This is a genomic window from Promicromonospora xylanilytica, from assembly GCF_054782895.1.
On the sequence record NZ_BAAGRP010000004.1, the window covers coordinates 368751 to 387143 of the forward strand.

Below are 18393 nucleotides of genomic sequence, written 5' to 3' on the forward strand. Positions count from 1 at the left end.
TGCACGTGGCTGCTGGGCTGACCGGGGCACCCCGGTCAGACGGATCCACCGTACCGAGCGGCCGGGCCGGTCGCGTGCGGCCGTCCACAGGCCCAGGTCCGGCTGTCCCGGCCGCGCCCACGACGGTGTGACGCAGTCCCACGCGGCTACGGTTTGAGGGCCCGGTCCGGGATCGGGTAGTCTGTGGAAGTTGCCTGGCCCGCTAAGTAGCCTTGCGTGCTCTGAAGCGTCCAGGCGCTCCCTATTTTGACCATCCATCACGTCGTGCTGTCGTTCTGCACAGGCGTGCACGACATTCAGGAGACACCGTGGCTGCCAACTGCGACGTCTGCGGCAAGAGCCCCAGCTTCGGGCACTCTGTTTCGCACTCTCACATCCGCACCAAGCGCCGCTGGAACCCGAACATCCAGCGCGTCCGTGCGATCGTGGGCGGGACTCCGAAGCGCGTCAACGTGTGCACCTCCTGCCTCAAGGCCGGCAAGGTCACGCGCAAGGTCTCGGCCTGACGCTGCCGCAGCCGGGTCGCTGACGCGACCCGTCAATGCTTGTTGAAGACGCCTGTCGGGTTTGTCCCGGTGGGCGTCTTCGGCGTTCGAAGAACATTCATCTGGAACCAAAGAAGTAGTTGCGCCCAGCACTCGGTGGTGAAAAGGTGAGCCCATGATGGCACCGGAAGACGTGACCATCCGCCCAGCAACGACGACCGACGCAGAAGCCATCGCTCGTGTCGATATCGCCTCCTGGCGTGGTGCTTACTCTGAGATCCTGCCCGACTCCTACCTTGACTCGCTCGAGGTCGCCGACCGGGCCGGCCACTGGTCCGCGGCCCTGACCGCCCGCGGTACCAACGTGCTCGTCGCCGAGGACGGCGGTGGCACCGTCGGCTTCACGAGCGTCGGCCCCTCCCGTGACGAGGACGCCGAGCCCGGCGACCTCGAGATCTACGCGATCTACCTGCACCCGCGCGCGTGGGGCACCGGCGTGGCCCGCGACCTGATGCGGACGGCGCTCGACGGCCTGGCACCAGGCACCGTCGTGAGCCTCTGGATCTTCGAGGGCAACGAACGCGCGCAGCACTTCTACCGGCGGCACGGGTTCCAGCACGACGGCACCGAGCGCATCGACGACTTCGGCGGCCGCCCGCTCAAGCAGCTCCGCTTCCGCAAGCGCTGAGGCGCCGACGTCGGTCAGGCGCCCTCCCGCCCAGACGACTTCGGTCAGTCGGGATGAGTTCGGTCAATCAAACGACCGATCTCATCCCATCCGACCGAAGTCGCTGAGTTCGGTCAGACGTCACACCCGGAAGTGGTCCCAGCCCGGGCCCACAGCGGGCACCTGGCCGTCGATCGTGACGCCCTCCCCCGCCTCCTGCACCTGGCCGACGGCGGTCCAGCCCTCCGGCAGCTCGGTGCCCGCAGGGAACGTGGCGAGCAGCCCGTGGTCCTCTCCGCCCGACCAGACCCAACGGCCGACCAGCCCGTCGACGTCCGCGGTCCCCGGCCCCCAGCCCGGGTCGCCCAGACCGGTCGCCGCCGCCACTGCGTGCGCCGCCGAGCGCAGCACGTCCCGGTCCGTGGCGAACGCCTCGCCGTCGAGGTCGATCCGCGCCCCGCTCGCGAGCGCGATCCGGCCGGCGTCGCGCAGGAGGCCGTCGGACACGTCGAGCATCGCGGTCACGCCCGCCCTGGCCGCGGCGATCCCGGCGGCCAGCGGCGGCTCCGGCCGGAGGTAGGCGGCGACGAGCCGCTCCCACGCGTCCTCGAGCAGCACGCCGTCGGTGACCTCCAGCGGCGCGGTCGACAGGGGCGTGCGGACCAGGCCCGCCTCCAGGAGCGCCAGCCCGGCGGCCGACCACCCGCGCACCCCGGCGTGCGCGACGACGTCGCCCGGCCGGGCTCCCGACCTCAGCACCGGCGGGCGGCCCTCCAGGTCGCCGTGCACGGTGATGCTCACGACCAGGCAGGGGCCGCCCGACAGGTCGCCGCCGACCGCGCCGGCACCCACGGGCGCGCAGCCGTCGGCCAGGCCGGTGGCCAGACCGGTCACCCAGTCCATCTCGGTGTCACCCGGCACCACCAGCGACGTCACGAGCCCGGTGGGCCGTGCACCCATGGCGGCGATGTCGGCGAGGTTCTGCGCGGCGGCACGGCGTCCGACGTCGTAGCCCGTCGACCAGCGGGTGCGGAAGTGACGGTCCTCGACGAGCACGTCGGTCGAGACCACGAACCGGCCGTCGGGAGCCGCGAGCACGGCGGCGTCGTCGCCGGGGCCGAGCAGCGTGGCGCTCCCCCGGGGCAGCAGGGGCACGATGCGTTCGAGGATCTGCTCCTCGGAGAGGTCACGGACGCGGGTCACTGGTCGACCCTAAGGGTCCGCACCGGCCCGACGCGGCAGGCCGGCCACCGCGCGAGCCGTGCCTGGTCCCGACGAGCACGGGGGACGAGCCTCACGCGAGCCAGGTAACGTGTCTCCGTGCTTCCCGTCCGATCCGTCACTGCTCTGACCACCGCCGCTCTCGCCCTCGTGGCACTGGCGGGCTGCGCGCGGGCGATCGGGGTGGAGGTGGCGCCGGACGCCGCCGACCCCAGGTGCGCCGAGGTGATGCTCGCCGTGCCGGACGAGCTCGGTGGCGATCTGCCGAAGGTGCCGACGGACTCGCAGGCGACGGCGGCGTGGGGCGAACCGGGCGCCGCCGTCACCATGCGCTGCGGTGTGGCCCAGATCGGCCCGTCGGCGGACTGCCAGCACGTCGACTCGGGGGACGGGACCGCCGTCGACTGGATCGTGACCACCGACGACGCCGGCACGTGGTCCTTCGTCACCTACGGCCGTGAGCCCGCGGTCGAGGTGATCGTGCCGCCCGCGGTCACCGAGGACCACTCGACCTCGTTCATCGCCGACCTCGCCGGCGCCGTGACCCAGGTACCTGCCACGAAGGAGTGTCAGTGAGCCCCGTAGTATCGCCGCCCGCGGCGGCTCCCGCCCCTCCCGTGCAGTCCCGGCGCGAACGCCTGCGCGACGAGCTGCGCCGTGAGGTGCTCGCCGCGGCGCGCCACCAGCTCGCCGGGCAGCACGGCCTGAGCAAGCTCACGATGGCGGCCGTCGCGAAGGAGGTCGGCGTCACACCGCCCGCGCTGTACCGGCACTTCGAGAACCGGCAGGACGTCATCGCGCAGCTCTGCGTGCTCATCGTCGAGGAGGTGCTGGAGGAGCTCCGCGCCGCGGTCGCCCGGCAGGAGCCGGGCGACATCGCGGCGGCACTGGTGGCCTCGACCCGGGTCTCGCTCGACTGGGCGGTGCGCAACCCGGCCGAGTTCGACCTCGTCATCGGCTCCGGTATCCGGGCGGAGCTCGCCGACAGCCACGCTCTCCAGCGCCGCATGGCCGAGATGGTCGGGGGCCACTACGTCCCGCTCTTCCGCGACCTGGCGGCCTCGGGCCTCCCCCGCGTCGCCGACGACGAGATCGAGCCCGAGCTGGCCGAGCAGGTCCGCCGGTACCGCGACGCGGTGGGCGGGCACGACCTCCCGCTCGGCGTCGCCTACCTCATGGTGACGAGCTGGCGCCAGGTCTACGGCCTGCAGTGCATGGCCGTGTACGGGCACCAGGAGTTCGCGTTCGGTGACCACGTGGCGCTCCACGAGGACCTGGTCTCCTCGCTGCTGGTCCGGTTCGGCCTGGAGCCGCACCCCACCGTCCGCTGAGCGGCGGCGTCACTCCGGCGGTCTGCGTGCCGCCCGGACGGCCGCGGAGATCCCGACCACGAGGAAGACGACGGCGACGGCCCCGACGGCGATGCCCATCGCCACCCAGGGGTCGAACGCCGCGGCGACCGCCGTCGCGATCCCCGCGAGGACGAGGGCGATGCCTGCGTCGCGGTACAGGCGGCCCTGCGCGGCCCTGAACCGCTCGAGCCCTCCGGTGTAGCCGCCGCCCGGGGCGAACAGCGGCGCGGCGACGCCGAGGCAGACGATGAGGAGCCCCACCGCGGCCGCGACGGCCTTCTCCAACAGGTACGGGTCCCCCGTGTGCAGGGAGAGCAGTCCTAGGTGGAGCGCCACGAGCACGACGGACAGGCCCATGAGCGTCCAGCTGAACACGCGGCGGGCACGTTCGGGTGAACGCTCCAGCCCGACCGGTGTGCGCCCCAGCAGCTCGTGGTCCGCGCGGAGGATCACCGAGAACAGCGCGGTGAGCACAAGCAGGATGCCGGGCAGGGCGACAGCCGTGACCCCACGGGGCGCGACGCTCTGCCCATGCCGGCCGTCGGCCTCGCGGGTGACGATCTCCGCCGCCATGTCCGGCCAGGCGACGACCGAGGTCACGACCATGATCGCCACGGCGGCCAGGGCCACCGCGGCGCCCGGCCACGGGACCGCGACCCACGGGGGCGGCGGCGGGTTCTCGTTCCGGGACAGTTCGGTGGAGCCGGTCGCAGTCATGACGTGCCCTCCTGGTCGGCGGTCCTGCGTGCTCGGGTCGTGCCGCTCTCCACGGACGCCGCGTCGGCCTCGGCAACAGGTTGCCGAGGCCGGCGCAGCTCCGCCAGCGCGACGATCGCCTCGTCCAGCAGGCTCATCTGGAGCCGGTACTGGACCTCGGTCGCGCGACGCCGGGTCTCGACCAGACCCGCTTGGCGCAGGACCTTGAGATGGCCGGACAGGGTCGACGGAGCGATCCCCAGCGCGGCGCCGATGTCACCGGCCCGGACGTAGTCCTTGTCGCGCAGGTAGCGCAGGATCTCCCGCCTCGCCCCGTGGGCGAGGGCGGAGAAGAGCCCGTCTCCTGGTTCTTCGGTATTTCGCGACATACCGAAATAGTAGGGGTGCGGCATCGCACCGCACAAGGGGTGCCGTGGGCGCTCAGCGCACCATCGAGTCCCTGCTGGCCTCCATCGTGTGCAGCGCGTCAGCGTTCGAGATCAGCTGGATGCTCCCGTGGTACGAGATGGCCGGGTCCTTCATCGCCGCGCCCAGGAGGGCGGCCAGCGCCGCGAGGTGCCGGGCGTCGTGGGCGCAGATGCGGTGCACGTGCTGGGTGGCGGTGACCAGCTGGAGGGCGAACACCGGGTACTTCCACACCGGCTTCCAGAACTGCGTGCGCTGCCACGCCCGCGCCGCCGGCCACCCGAGGCCCGCGCAGGCGGTGGCGAGAGCCGCCTCCCACGGGACGGCGTCGGCCCCCACCATGCGGAGCAGCAGGATGACCACCGCGATGATGCAGAACGGGTAGGCCACCTGGTTCGCCCAGGCGCCGATGGGCTGGGGTTTGGCCACGCCCACCACCTCGACCCGCATGACGTTGCTCAGGGCGAAGGTGGTGAGCCCGATCGTGAGCGTCCCGTTCGCGACCCGCACGTCGCGCGTGGCGTACCTGTAGCGGGGCCCGCCCCACATCCTGCCTCCTCAGACGCCCTTTTCACCCCCGTCGACCGGGGTGCCGGCCGGTGCTGACGACCGGTGACGAGAGGAGAGTACAGGTGATCAGCGCAGGCCGGTGGGCCGCTCCAGTGCGAGCTGGATGAGCTCGTCGATCAGCTCCGGGTAGCTCAGGCCGGAGGCGTCCCACATGCGGGGGTACATCGAGAACGGCGTGAAGCCCGGCATGGTGTTGATCTCGTTGACCACCACCTGGTCCTCGGGCGTCACGAACACGTCCACGCGGGCCAGGCCCTCGGCGTCGACCGCCTCGAACGTCCGCACGGCGATCTCCTGGATCTCCTTGATGACGTGGTCCGGCAGGTCGGCGGGGCAGGAGAGCTGGACGGCCGCCTCGTCGAAGTACTTGGCCTCGTAGTCGTAGAAGCCGTTCTTGGTCTCGTCGGTCACCAGGATCTCGCCCGGGAGCGAGGCGCGCGGGCGCTGCCCGCCGCGGCCGCCGAGCACCGCGCACTCGATCTCCCGGCCGACGATGCCCGCCTCGACGATCACCTTGGGGTCGTGCCTGCGTGCCTCCTCGACGGCGGCCTCCAGGTCGTCCAGCGAGTCCACCCTGGACACGCCGAGCGACGACCCGGCGCGGGCCGGCTTGACGAAGAGGGGCAGGCCCAGGGGCTCGACGGTCTGCAGCACCACGTCGCGGCGCCGTTCCCAGTCGCCCGGCCTGATCACGGCGTACGGGCCGATGGGCAGCCCCTGCCCGGCGAACACCATCTTCATGAAGTGCTTGTCCATGCCCACGGCGGACGCGAGCACGCCGGAGCCCACGTAGCGCGCGTCGGCAAGCTCGAGCAGGCCCTGGACGGTCCCGTCCTCGCCGTACGGACCGTGCAGCAGCGGGAACACCACGTCGACGTCGGCGAGCGCCGACGGCACCCGGCCCGGCTCGAGGACCCGGAGCGCGGCGTCGCCGACGGTGAGCGGGAGCACCACCTCGGCGTCCGACTCCGGGACCTGGGCCGCCTTGCCGTCGGTGATGGCCCAGCGTTCGGGCTCGTCGGCGGCGATGACCCACTGCCCGTTCGGGGTGATGCCGATGGGCACCACCTCATACTTCGAGCGGTCGATGGCGCTCATCACGCCGCCGGCGGTGGCGACGGAGATCCCGTGCTCGCCGGAGCGCCCGCCGAAGAGGATGACGACACGGGTCTTGGCGGCAGCGTCCGGCGTCGGCTCGGGGATCGCCCCGGCGGAGGCTGGTTCAGTGTGGTGCGACATCGCGCCCGACCCTACCGGACCTGCCGTACGGAACCTGTTCGAGACCGCGCCACTACGGGGCCGCCTTGAGGTCCTTGCGCAGGATCTTCCCGGATGCCGACTTGGGCACCGCGTCGATGAACTCCACGCTCCGCACCTTCTTGTACGGAGCGACCTGCTCGGCGACGTACGCGATGACCTCGCCCTCGCTCAGCGACTCGCCCTGGGCGGTCACGACGAACGCCTTCGGGATCTCGCCGGCCTCGTCGTCGGGCAGTCCGATCACCGCGGCGTCGGCGATCTTCGGGTGGGACAGGAGCAGCGCCTCCAGCTCGGCGGGCGGGACCTGGTAGCCCTTGTACTTGATGAGCTCCTTGAGGCGGTCGACCACCCGGAACACGCCGTCGGCGTCGACGGTGACGATGTCGCCGGTGTGCATGAACCCGTCGGGCTCCAGCGTGTCCGCGGTCGCCTCGGGGTTGCCGAGGTAGCCGATCATCACGTTGGGCCCGCGGCACAGCAGCTCGCCCGGGGCGGAGACGCCCTCGGCGGGCTGGGCGATCTCCGCGCCCGTCGCCGGGTCGAGGATCCTGGCCTCCATGCCCGCCACGAGCAGCCCGACGCTCCCGGGCGAGATGTCCGTGCGGTCGAAGGGGATGCAGTGCGAGACCGGCGACATCTCGGTCATGCCGTAACCCTGCAGCACTCGCACGCGGTCGCCGAGCCGGTCGAGCACCGCCTGGGCGAGCTTGTCGTCGAGCGGCGCGGCCCCGGACAGCACGGCCCGCACGCTGGTGACGTCGTAGGAGTCGACGAGCGGGTGCTTCGCCAGCGCGAGCGCGATGGGCGGCGCCACGAACAGGAACGTGGCCCGGTGCTCCTGGATCACCCCGAGGTACTGGGCCAGGTCGAACCGGGGCAGCGTCACGAGCCTCGCCCGGGTGCGCAGGGCGAGGTTGAGCAGCACGGTCATGCCGTAGATGTGGAAGAACGGCAGCACGCACGGGACCACGTCGTCACGCCCCACGCCGATCGCGAGGGACTGTGCCACGTTCGCCACGAGGTTGGTGTGCGTCAGCATGACGCCCTTGGGACGGCCCGTCGTACCGGACGAGTACGGCAGCACCGCGAGGTGGGTGGCGGGGTCGAACGAGACCTCGGGTGCCGGGTGGGGGTCGGCCAGCAGGTCGGCCAGGGACGTGTACCCGGCGGCCGCGTACGGGTCGCCGTCGAGCACCACCATCTGCTCGTCGGTGAGGCCCGCTCCGCGTGCCCCGGCCTCGCCCGCGGGGAGCAGGGCCGACACGGTGATCATGAGCCGTGCGCCGGAATCGGCCAGCTGCTTGGTGATGTCCGGGCCGGTGGCCAGGGCGTTGACGGTGGTCACCGTGACCCCGGACCGCAGCAGGCCGTGGAACACGGTGACGTAGGCCGGGATGTTGGGGGCGTGCAGCGCGACGACGTCGCCCACCCCGAACCCGCGTGCCGCCATGGCGCCGGCGACCGCGTCGATCTGCGCGAGGAGCGAGCGGAACGTCGTCTCCGCGCCGCTGACGCCGTCGACCACCGCGACGCGGTCCAGGTCGTCGGGGGCGATGTCGCCGAACAGGTACTCGTACACACTGACGGACGGGATCTCCACGTCGGGCAGCGGGCTGCGGACAACCATCATCGGTCTCCCTGGGTTCGATCACACCGTCGAGGTCCTGACCACCGTGGGCCCGGCCGCACCGGACCGCCGTTGGTCCGGTGCAAGAGCATTGTGACCGCAGACCGCCCCGTCATGCACGCAAGGCGGCGCGGTCGGTCGCGGAAGGACGCGACGTCACGCACGGAAGGCCGCGAGCAGGACCGGCACCAGCCGGCCCCACGACGGCGCAGCCGCGTACCGCGTGAGCCGCCTGCCCGTCTCCGTGCCGCTCCGGGAGCCGCTGAACCACGGCGGCTTCGGGAACAGCGAGAGCTCGCCGTGCAGCACGCTGCGCGGGAACGGACGGAACGGCCCGGTCACGACGCTGCGTTCGGGACCGGCCAGCAGGTGCCCGTTGTGGACCACGTCGATCCCCGAGCCGACGTCGGCCACGGTGTGCCCCGGGAACGCACCCCAGGTGGCCCCGGGCAGGAGGAAGCCGACGCCGGTCCACGCGTTGATCGCGACGGTGCCGTAGCGCAGGTCGGCGATCGCGGAGTCGAACACGTCCCCCAGCGCCCTGCGGTCCTGCGGCCGCACCACCACGTTGGCGCCGAGGGTCCCGTACAGGGAGTCGTTGGCGAAGCCGACGGCGGCGCGCAGGAACTCGGCGCCCTCCCCCGGCAGCTGCGTCCAGGCGAGCACGGGGGCGAAGTACTCGTCGGCGCACGCCGGGTCGCCCGGCTCCACCTCCAGGAGCAGGCGCCCGCTCACCCGCTCGGCGTCGGGGTGCGCGTCCGAGGCCCGCGCGACCTTCGCGTCCGTACCGGGATACCAGGGCGCACGGGCGGGCATGGTCGCCAGCGCGCGGCGCAGCTCGGCGACGAACGCGTCCTTCTGGTCCCAGTCCGCCGACAGCACGACGATCTGGCCCGCCACGCAGTTGTGGCCCGCGTTGTGCAGGCGCATGGAGACCAGGTGCTCGGCCTGGAACCGCAGGTCGGCGGTGCTCCACCGGCCGGGCACCACGATCATGGGCGCGACACCGCCCAGCTCGCTCGTGATCGGCACCCGCAGCCTGGGGTCGTCCGCGGCGCGGCGCCGTCCGGCCTCCTCGCCGGTGCCCCAGACGATCGCGTCGTGCGTGACGGCGGAGCCGGTGACGTGCACCTTGTCGATGCCGCTGTGCCCCGTGAGGTACGCGCCGACGGCGCCGTCGCCGTTGACCACCCGGACCACGCCCGCCTCGATCAGCGGGGCGAGCGCCCTGCGGTAGACCCCGAGCAGCGCGCCGAACGTGGGGTTGAGCTTTACGAGCGAGGCGCGGTTGTGCGCGACGAGCTCGTAGAAGGCGTCGAGCGGAGCGATGGACGAGATGTTGCCGGCACCGAGCACCACCCCGACCCCGCCGTACTCGCCCACCTTGCCCGCGCCCAGGCCCGCCTCGTCTCGCACCTGACCCTCGGTCACGCCCTGCGGCATCCAGACCTCGGCCCGGAACCCGTTGAACAGCACCCACTCCTTGAGCGTGCGTGGCAGCACCCGCACAGCCACCCGGCCGCCCGGCGCGCTGCCGACGTCGAGCCCGTCGAGCGGCGACCTGCCCGCGGCGAGCGCCTCGTACGACTGCGCGTAGGTGGCGGCGCTCTCCAGCGCGCCGTAGGGGCCGGTCATCCATTCCTCGCCCGCGTACGGGTCCGACGGCGCGACGCCCTTGGCCTCCGCCGCCGTCGTCGCCCACTCCTCGGCGACCTCGACGATCGAGGCGTGGACCCGCCGGAACAGCGCACCCCGGTCGGCGACGGGCAGCCGTGCCCACCGCTCGGCCCCGACCTTGAGCTCTTCGACCGCCCGGTCGAGCTCCCGCTCCGTAGTGGCTCGCGTGTCCGTCACGCTCATCAGCGCTCCCCCTCGACCGCTCGGTTCTTCGACAGTCCGTACGGGCGTTCATTGACCCGAACTTCAATAGCCTAGGGCTCTACGCGGCCTGGCGCGAGACCCAGTACCGGTTTACATCTTGACCTTCAGTGCACACCCGGCCCCTCGCCGTTAGGCTGCCTGGCATGTCGGACATCGATGGAGACGGACGCCATGACCTCCGCGATGCCCTCGAACTACTGAGCTCGCAGGTGGCTGATGGCATCCTGCACGCAGAACCCCCTTACCAGGAGACTCGCCTCCCGGCCGCCGCGATCCAGCCGCTCGTACGGGCGAACGTGGCGGAGATCCTCGGCGCGCTCGCCGGTGAGACGTCGTCTCTCGAACCCGCACGCGAGGCCGGCCGTGTCAGTGCCGCCGCCGGCATGCCGCTGGACCTGCTGCAGCACGCCTACCGGCTGGCCGGCCTGCACGTCTGGGAGGAGCTCGCGCGCAGGCTGCGTTCCCAGACGGACACCGCTGCCCTGCTCCGCGCCTCGTCGCGGGTCTGGGTTGCCGTCGACCGCTCGTCGAACGTGGCCGTGCGCGCGCACCTGGAGACCGCGGCGGGCCTGGGCGAGAACATGGCCCGCACGGAGCTGCTGCGCGGGATCCTCACCGGCGCGGTGCAGAACCTCGAGACCGCCCGCCGTGCACTCGGCCTGCCCACCGACGCCATGCTCGTGGTCGCCGTCACCGGGCCCGGCCTGCCTGCCGACCCGGGGCCCGAGGCCGACCCGGAACCCGGTGCGACCCCCGGCCCGGAGGACGCCGCCACGGACACCCCCCGGGTGACCGTTCGGCGGCTCACGCACGACGGCGCCCGCCTGGCCCTCGTGGCGGCACCCACCTCCGAGGACGCGTACGCCGCCGTCGCCCGCTTCGCCGCGCACGCCCCGACCGGCGCGAGCCGGCCGTTCACGAACCTCGCCGACGCACCGGCCGCCCTCAGCCAGGCCCGCACCGCCGTGCGTTCCCTGCCACCGGACAAGCTCGGGCTCGCCCGCTACGGCGACCACCCCCTCGACACCCTCCTCGCCGCCGACGCCGCCCGCGCCGCCGAGCTCGCCACCGCCGTGCTCAGCGGGCTCAGGGACCGCGACCCGCGGGACGAGGAGCTGCTGCTCGGCACCATCGAGGCGTGGTTCGAGCACGGCGGGTCCGGCACCAGGGCCGCCACAGCGCTGCACTGCCACCGGAACACCGTGCTGAACCGGCTCGCCCGCGTCGCCGACCTGACGGGCCGCGACATCAACGACCCGCGCGCCGCCGCCGAGCTGTACGCGGCGGTGCGGGCGCGCCGGCTCCAGCGCGACTCCGCGTGACCCGACGCGGCCCTGCGTGATCCGCGCGACCCCAGTGGCCGTGATCACCTGCGCGTTCTACCCACGACGCCGTCCGGCGGCGCTAGCCTCGGGAGCGTGACCCACCTCCTGTCCGACGAGCTGCTCGCCACCTTTCGTGAACGAGCCGCAGACTACGACCGCGACAACGCCTTCTTCGCGGAGGACCTGGCCGACCTCCAGGCCGCCGGCTACCTCGGCGCGATGGTCCCCACCGCCCTCGGCGGCGCGGGCCTCTCGCTGCGCGAGACGGCACGTGAGCAGGCCCGGCTGTCCGCGCACGCGCCGGCCACGGCGCTGGCCGTGAACATGCACCACGTGTGGGTCGGCGTCGGGCGCTACCTGCACGAACGCGGCGACTCGTCGCTGGACTGGCTGCTCGCCGAGGCGGCGTCGGGCGAGGTGTTCGGGTTCGGCTACTCCGAGCCGGGCAACGACCTGGTGCTGCTGGGCTCGCGCACCGAGGCGCGGCCCGACGGCTCCGGCGGGTACACCTTCCACGGCCGCAAGATCTTCACGTCCAACTCCCCCGCCTGGTCCCGGCTGGGCGTGCTGGGCCTCGACGCGTCGGGCGGCGACGGACGCCACGACGGCGAACCGCGCCTCGTGCACGCCTTCGTGACGCGTGACGGCGGCGGGTTCGAGATCCTGGACGACTGGGACACGATCGGCATGCGCGCCTCCCAGTCGCGCACCACGATGCTCGACGGCGCCCACGCCCCTGCCGACCGGGTGCTGCGCCTGCTACCGCCCGGGCCGTCGCTGGACCCGTACGTCCTGGGCATCTTCACGTCGTTCGAGGTGCTGCTCTCCGCCGTGTACGCGGGGATCGCCGACCGCGCGCTCGAGCTCGCGGTCGAGGCCGTGGGGCGCCGCACGTCCATGAAGACCGGCAAGCCGTACTCCCAGGACCCCGACGTACGCCGCCGCATCGCCGACATGGCGCTGACGCAGGACAGCGTCTGGCTCCAGGTCGACGGGATCACCCGCGACCTCGACGCCTCGGCGTCGGACAGCACCCTGGACCGGGGCGCCGGCTGGTTCCGGGCCACGGCGGGGCTGAAGGTCCGGGTCACCGAGGCGGCCAGGGACGTCGTGGACCAGGCCGTCCGCGTGTCGGGCGGCTCCACCTACTTCAACTCGTCCGAGCTGGGCCGGCTCTACCGGGACGTGCTCGCGGGGATCTTCCACCCGTCCAGCGACGACTCCGCCCACGCCACGGTGGCGCAGTCCCTCCTGGGCCCGCTGGACTAGCGGGCGGCGGGCCCCTGGGTCACGCGCGGAGCGCCCGGTCCAGGTCCGTCCAGAGGTCTTCCACGTCCTCGATGCCGACCGACAGGCGCAGCAGGTCCTCCGGCACCGTCACGGCCTCGGTGCCCCAGCGGCGGCGACGCTCCAGCATCGACTCCACCCCGCCCAGCGACGTGGCGGGGAGCCACAGGCGCACGGCGTCCACGACGGCGTCCGCCCGCTCGACGGCGCTCGCGCCCGGCCGCCCCACCGGCCGCACGCCGATGATCGCCCCGAAGCCGTTCATCTGCGCCGTCGCGCGCTCGTGGCCCGGGTCGCCCGGCAGCGAGGGGTGCCGCACCTCGGCCACCTCGGGGTGCTCGGCGAGGCGTCGGGCCAGCTCGGAGGCGTTCGCCTGGGCGCGCTCGAAGCGCAGCGCCAGGGTGCGCAGACCGCGCAGCGCCAGCCACACCTCGAACGGCCCGGCGATGGCACCGTGCAGCGTGCGGTGCTCACGCAGGGTGGCCGCCAGATCGGTGTCGCGGGTCACGACGGCGCCGAGCACGACGTCGGAGTGGCCGGCCAGGTACTTGGTCACCGAGTGCAGCACGAGGTCGGCGCCGTGCTCGAGCGGCCGCTGGCCGAGCGGCGTCGCGAACGTGTTGTCGACCACGGAACGCACACCCGCGGCGCGGGCCGCGCCGAGCACGGCAGGCAGGTCCGCGACCTCCAGCATCGGGTTGGTGGGCGACTCCACGAGCAGCAGGTCCGCGCCGTCGAGCGCCGTCACCACGGCGTCCGTGTCGGTGATGTCGACGTGCCGCAGGGTCACCCCGTGCCGGTCCCTGATCTGGTCGGCGAGCACCATGCCCGCCTGGTAGGCGTGCCGCGGCAGCACGATCGCGCCGCCGTCGGGCACCAGGGAGAAGACGGCGGCGATCGCCGCCATGCCGGAGCCGAACACGATGCCCTCGCCGGCGCCCGACCCGCCGTCCGGCCCCCCGCCGCACTCCAGCGCGACCAGCGCCTGCTCGAACGGGTGCCAGGCGTCGTTGTCGCCGCGCGCGTACGAGAGCTCGCCGGGCGTGATCACGCCGCGCGACACGTACGTCGAGTTGAGCGTGAGGGACGGGTTGATGTGCCCGCCCTGGGTGCGCTCGGGGCGCCCGGCGGAGACGACGACGGTGGCCGGCGAGAGCCCGGCGGCGGCAGGGATGGTGCTCATGCCGGTGAGAATACGGCGGACTCGCCACGGGCCGCCGTACCGTCCGCGGCCGCGCCCGTGTCAGACCCTCAGGTCACCCTGGTGACCTACGCGTCTGACGGCTCCGGGGCACTGTGCCGGTTGCGCCGGGTCACGATCGACATGAGCGCCGCTCCCGCGCACAGCACGCCCGCGCCGTACCAGACGGCGTCGTACGAGCCGGTGACGTCGCGCACCAGGCCGCCGGCGAACGCCACGATTCCCGCCCCGACCTGGTGCGAGGCGAGCACCCAGCCGAACACGATGGGCGCGTCGTCACCGTAGAGCTCGCGGCACAGCGCGAGGGTGGGCGGCACGGTCGCCACCCAGTCGAGCCCGTAGAACACGATGAAGAACACCATCGGCAGCTCGACCTGCGGGGCCATGAGCGACGGCAGGAACAGCAGCGCGATGCCACGCAGCGTGTAGTAGACGCCCAGCAGCACCCGGGGCGAGTACCGGTCGGTGAGCCAGCCCGACCCGATCGTGCCGATCACGTCCACGACCCCGATCACGGCGAGCAGGCTCGCGGCGACCGTGATGGGCATGCCGTGGTCGTGCGCACCGGGCACGAAGTGGGTCCGGACCAGCCCGTTCGTGGTCGCGCCGCAGATCGCGAACGCGCCGGCCAGCAGCCAGAACGGGCCGGTGCGGGCCGCGGAGAACAGGGCCGTGACGGTGCGCCGCGCCACGTCGTGCACCGGCGCGGGCTTCGGCACGAACTCGCCGCCGTAGGGCGCCAGGCCGAGGTCGGCCGGGTGGTCGCGCAGCAGGAAGAGGACGAGCGGCACCGCGGCCAGCGCGGCGATGGCGACCGTCGCCGACGCCGGGCGCCACCCCTGGCTCTCGATGATCCACGCCAGCAGCGGCAGGAACACGAGCTGGCCCGACGCCGTCGCCGCCGTCAGCACCCCGGTGACCAGGCCGCGCCGGGCGACGAACCAGCGCGCGGTGATGGTCGCGGTGAACGCCAGCGCCATGCTGCCGCTGCCGACGCCGACCAGGAGTCCCCAGCCGAGCACGAACTGCCACGGCTCCGTCATCCAGACCGTCGACAGGGCGCCGCCCGTGATCACGACCAGCGCGACGGTGACCACCGGCCGCATGCCGAACCGGTCCATGAGCGCCGCGGCGAACGGCGCCGTCAGCCCGTAGAGCACCGACTGCAGGCCCACGGCGAGGCCGATGGTCGCGCGCGACCAGCCGAGCTCCGCGTTCAGCGGGTCCACGAAGAGGCCGGGGACCGCGGTGAACGCGGCCGCGCACATGATGGTCACGAAGCTGACCAGGGCCACCCACCAGGCCGGGTGGATGCGCGGGGTGGGGCGGCGAGGTACGCCCTGGGGCGCCGGAGCTGCGGCGGTCTGCGTCATGGCGTCAGCATGCGTGAGCGTGCCGGGCCGAACCAGTGGCCCGGAGGACAGGTGTCGCTAGGATCGGGCCATAGGATGTGGCCATGGGCATCCACCGCGTCGCCGTGCTGATCCGGCCCGGCTTCATCCCGTTCGAGCTGGGCATCCCGCATCGGATCTTCGGCACGGCACGGGACTCCGCGCTCGCGCCGCTGTACGAGGTGGTGACCTGCACGCCGGGCGGCCCCGGGCTGGTGCAGTCGGACTCCGACGTCGCCGTCCACGTGGCGCACGGGCCCGAGGCCGTGGAGAGCGCGGACACCGTCGTGGTCCCGGCGTCGCACGAGCACGGGCTCATCTACGAGAAGGGGCTGCTGACGCCCGAGGTCGCGGAGGCGTTCCGCCGCATCCGGCCCGGCACGCGGATCGTGTCGATCTGCACCGGCGCGTTCGCGCTGGCCGCCGCGGGCCTGCTGGACGACCGGCCCGCCACCACCCACTGGGCGACGACGGACCACTTCCGCCGGCTGTTCCCCCGGGTCCGGCTGGACCCGGAGGTCCTGTTCACGGACGACGGCGACGTGCTCACCTCGGCCGGCGTCGCCTCCGGGATCGACCTGTGCCTGCACCTCGTGCGCCGCGACCACGGTGCGGCGGTCGCGCAGGACGTCGCACGCCGCACCGTGGTGCCCCCGCACCGCGAGGGCGGCCAGGCGCAGTACATCGAGCGGTTCCTGCCCGACCCGGAGGGTCCAGGCACGGCGGCCACCCGTGCCTGGGCGACGGAGCGGCTGGCCGAGCCCCTGACGCTGACCGCGCTGGCGCGGCACGCCGCGATGTCGGTGCGGACGTTCACGCGCCGGTTCCGGGACGAGACCGGCGAGAGCCCCGGGCAGTGGCTCACCCGGCAACGGGTCGAGCGCGCCAGGACCCTGCTGGAGTCGACCGCCCTGCCGATGGAGCAGGTCGCGCGCGAGTGCGGCTTCGGCACCGCGCAGTCCCTGCGGGCCCACGTGCAGTCCGCGCTCGGCGTCACCCCCACGGCCTACCGCCGCACGTTCCACCGCGCGGCGTGACAGCGCGGCGAGGTGGGGTGCCCCCGCGGGCACCCCACCTCGCCGTCGTGCCAGGGCCGGTCAGTCCTCCGGGACCGGGTAGGGGAACGCGTCGGTGACGCCGATCAGGTCGTACTCCATCCGGGCCGGGTCGAACCCGTCCTCCCAGTCGGCGTTGGCGACCTCGTTGCACTGGTAGGACTGGTACGACTGGTCGGTCGTCTCGCCCACCTCGATGTTGCTGAACGAGAACCCGCAACCGCCGGCGTCCATGTGGATGCCCCGGGTGCCGCTGTCCGGCATCGCGCCGGCCGGGTCGGGGATCACGTCACCGATGACCATCTGGTCCACGGTGTTCTTGATCGGGTGCGGCTCCTGGTTGGCGACGCCGTAGGTGTAGAACGCGCCCATGTCGCCGGAGTCGCGGCCGGCCTCCTCGATCTTGATGTACCGGAAGGTGTTGTTGTCGGTGTACTGGTCGCCGTCGACCACCTCGGGGCGGGACTCGAGGCTGATGCCGTACCGGGCGGAGTTGCGGACGTGGACGTGCTCCACCGTGTTGTCGCCGGTGCCCATGAGCTCGATCCCGGCGGAGTCGCCCGGCACCAGCTCACCCACGTGGTGGATGTAGAGGTTCCGGAAGGTGTGGTCGTGGGTCAGGTCGCCCTCGCCGGGCCACCCGCCCTCGACCTTGATGCCGTCCGCGCCCAGGTTCTCCAGGAGTGAGTTCTCGACCGTGAGGTGGTCGTTGGCGAACAGGGCGTACACGGCGTGGAACCCGGTGTCGCGCAGGTGCATCCCGGTCAGCGTGATGCCGCTCGTGTTCTCCAGGGTGATGGCGCCGAACCGGTTACGGGGCATCTCGATCTGCCGGTCGTACTCCGGGTACGTGTGCTCCTCGCCCGAGTCGCCCGCGCTGATCCACCCGGAGCGGTACCAGTCGACGAAGTCGGAGTACTGGACGCCGATGCCGTCGAACGTGATGTCGTGCGCCTTCTTCTCCGGCGACGCGCCCTTCACGTCGATCACCTTCGCGACGGTGGGCCGCATGATCGTGACATCGGCGATGTCCCCGCGCGGGATGTAGTACAGCTCGCCGGCGTCCCTGTCGATGTAGTACTCGCCCGGCTTGTCCAGGAACGCCATGGCGTTCTGCAGGTAGTAGCGCGAGCCGCTGCGGCTGTTCACCATCGCGTACCGCGTCCAGTGCTTGAGGGTGGCGAAGTTCTTGCGGTAGTCCTGACCGATGATCGGCACGGTGTCGGTGAACCAGCTCCACGAGCCACCCGACCACACGGTGACCTGGGCGTCCTTGAGCGGGTTGCCCTCGGGGGTGTCGTCCCAGGCCGGATCCCAGTCGCCGTCCTCCCAGTAGAGCCACGAGCGCACGGCCTCCTTCTCCGGCTCGCCGAGCACGGAGAACAGGTAGGGCGCGTGGGTGTCCTCCGAGGTGCGGTTCGGGTACCGCGCCATCTCGGACCGCTTGCCGTCCTCGAAGAGCGTGTAGAACTGCTCGCTCGGGTCCACCTTGGCCTTGTAGATGCCGTCCTGGTGCGGCTCCCAGCCGGTGATCTCCTCGGCGCCGACCAGGTTGGCCTTGCCCGGGCCGTCGGCGCTGCGGTACACGACCTGATGCCCGCCGCCGCCGGAGTCCTTGTCGGTGAACTCGATCGTCTCGGTGACGGGGTAGTCACCGGCCGCGAGGTTCACCGTGATGTCGCACTTCATCCGGTTCTCGCTGTTGAGGCCCAGCTCGCGGATGTGGTCGCGGGCCTTGGCGACCGTCTTCCAGGGGTCGTCCTGCGACCCCTTGCCCTGGTCGTCGCCGGTGGGCGAGACGTAGAGCTGCGGGCACGCGCCCGAGGTGACGGCGCCGGCGAGCCGGTCGAGGGCGATCCCTCCGCCGGTCATCGTGGCTACCAGGCTCAGCGCGGCGACTGTGACCGTGCTGTTCCGGATCCATTGTCTGGACATCGGTGTCCTTTCGT

17 protein-coding genes are annotated in these 18393 nt (G+C 72.5%); 7 read left to right on the forward strand and 10 right to left on the reverse strand.

The genetic code is table 11. The annotated features are described in order from the left end of the window. Positions 1–308 precede the first annotated feature (308 nt). Entirely contained in the window at positions 309–506 is a 198-nt protein-coding gene (rpmB, locus tag ACYVK7_RS06640; RefSeq protein WP_460886890.1) for a 50S ribosomal protein L28, read from the forward strand. Between the two features lie 154 nt (positions 507–660). Then, positions 661–1173 (forward strand): GNAT family N-acetyltransferase, encoded by a 513-nt coding sequence (locus tag ACYVK7_RS06645; protein WP_460886891.1) that lies wholly within the window; start codon positions 661–663, stop codon positions 1171–1173. Between the two features lie 120 nt (positions 1174–1293). Here ACYVK7_RS06645 and ACYVK7_RS06650 read toward each other — a convergent pair whose 3' ends face one another. Further along, a complete protein-coding gene (locus tag ACYVK7_RS06650; protein ID WP_460886892.1) occupies positions 1294–2355 on the reverse strand; it encodes a thiamine-phosphate kinase in 1062 nt (353 codons plus the stop codon). A 117-nt stretch (positions 2356–2472) separates the two neighbouring features. Between ACYVK7_RS06650 and ACYVK7_RS06655 the strand changes: the two genes are divergently transcribed. Next, on the forward strand, positions 2473–2949 hold the full coding sequence (locus ACYVK7_RS06655; RefSeq protein WP_460886893.1) for a DUF3515 domain-containing protein: 477 nt from the start codon (positions 2473–2475) through the stop codon (positions 2947–2949). After that, entirely contained in the window at positions 2946–3704 is a 759-nt protein-coding gene (locus tag ACYVK7_RS06660) for a TetR/AcrR family transcriptional regulator (protein WP_460886894.1), read from the forward strand. The genes ACYVK7_RS06655 and ACYVK7_RS06660 overlap by 4 nt, the downstream gene beginning before the upstream one ends. 9 nt (positions 3705–3713) lie before the next feature. Here the strand turns inward: ACYVK7_RS06660 and ACYVK7_RS06665 are convergent, their stop codons facing one another. The 6 genes from ACYVK7_RS06665 to ACYVK7_RS06690 form a co-directional block, all read right to left on the reverse strand. Beyond that, a complete protein-coding gene (locus ACYVK7_RS06665; RefSeq protein ID WP_460886895.1) occupies positions 3714–4442 on the reverse strand; it encodes a hypothetical protein in 729 nt (242 codons plus the stop codon). Beyond that, on the reverse strand, positions 4439–4810 hold the full coding sequence (locus tag ACYVK7_RS06670; protein ID WP_460886896.1) for an ArsR/SmtB family transcription factor: 372 nt from the start codon (positions 4808–4810) through the stop codon (positions 4439–4441). Before ACYVK7_RS06670 ends, ACYVK7_RS06665 begins: the two co-directional genes overlap by 4 nt. A gap of 52 nt (positions 4811–4862) precedes the next feature. Beyond that, a complete protein-coding gene (locus ACYVK7_RS06675; RefSeq protein ID WP_460886897.1) occupies positions 4863–5396 on the reverse strand; it encodes a hypothetical protein in 534 nt (177 codons plus the stop codon). An 87-nt stretch (positions 5397–5483) separates the two neighbouring features. Next, entirely contained in the window at positions 5484–6656 is a 1173-nt protein-coding gene (locus ACYVK7_RS06680) for a D-alanine--D-alanine ligase family protein (protein WP_460886898.1), read from the reverse strand. Between the two features lie 52 nt (positions 6657–6708). Further along, a complete protein-coding gene (locus tag ACYVK7_RS06685) occupies positions 6709–8304 on the reverse strand; it encodes an AMP-binding protein (RefSeq protein ID WP_460886899.1) in 1596 nt (531 codons plus the stop codon). A gap of 156 nt (positions 8305–8460) precedes the next feature. After that, positions 8461–10164 carry an aldehyde dehydrogenase family protein gene (locus ACYVK7_RS06690; RefSeq protein WP_460886900.1) on the reverse strand — a complete coding sequence of 568 codons (1704 nt, stop codon included), beginning with the start codon at positions 10162–10164 and terminating at the stop codon, positions 8461–8463. A 164-nt stretch (positions 10165–10328) separates the two neighbouring features. Between ACYVK7_RS06690 and ACYVK7_RS06695 the strand changes: the two genes are divergently transcribed. Both ACYVK7_RS06695 and ACYVK7_RS06700 read left to right on the forward strand, forming a co-directional pair. After that, positions 10329–11507, forward strand: coding sequence for a PucR family transcriptional regulator (locus tag ACYVK7_RS06695; protein WP_460886901.1), 1179 nt, complete (start codon positions 10329–10331; stop codon positions 11505–11507). Positions 11508–11603: 96 nt separating this feature from the next. Then, positions 11604–12779, forward strand: coding sequence for an acyl-CoA dehydrogenase family protein (locus ACYVK7_RS06700; RefSeq protein WP_460886902.1), 1176 nt, complete (start codon positions 11604–11606; stop codon positions 12777–12779). Between the two features lie 19 nt (positions 12780–12798). On the opposite strand, the gene ACYVK7_RS06705 is transcribed toward ACYVK7_RS06700, so the two are convergent. Beyond that, entirely contained in the window at positions 12799–13980 is a 1182-nt protein-coding gene (locus ACYVK7_RS06705; protein WP_460886903.1) for a trans-sulfuration enzyme family protein, read from the reverse strand. Positions 13981–14066: 86 nt separating this feature from the next. Next, positions 14067–15371, reverse strand: coding sequence for an MFS transporter (locus ACYVK7_RS06710; RefSeq protein ID WP_460886904.1), 1305 nt, complete (start codon positions 15369–15371; stop codon positions 14067–14069). 83 nt (positions 15372–15454) lie between these two features. On the opposite strand from ACYVK7_RS06710, the gene ACYVK7_RS06715 reads away from it, so the two are divergent. After that, positions 15455–16426, forward strand: coding sequence for a GlxA family transcriptional regulator (locus ACYVK7_RS06715; protein WP_460886905.1), 972 nt, complete (start codon positions 15455–15457; stop codon positions 16424–16426). 60 nt (positions 16427–16486) lie between these two features. Here ACYVK7_RS06715 and ACYVK7_RS06720 read toward each other — a convergent pair whose 3' ends face one another. Beyond that, positions 16487–18379, reverse strand: a complete 1893-nt coding sequence (locus ACYVK7_RS06720; RefSeq protein ID WP_460886906.1) for a right-handed parallel beta-helix repeat-containing protein — start codon at positions 18377–18379, stop codon at positions 16487–16489. Between the last annotated feature and the right edge of the window lie 14 nt (positions 18380–18393).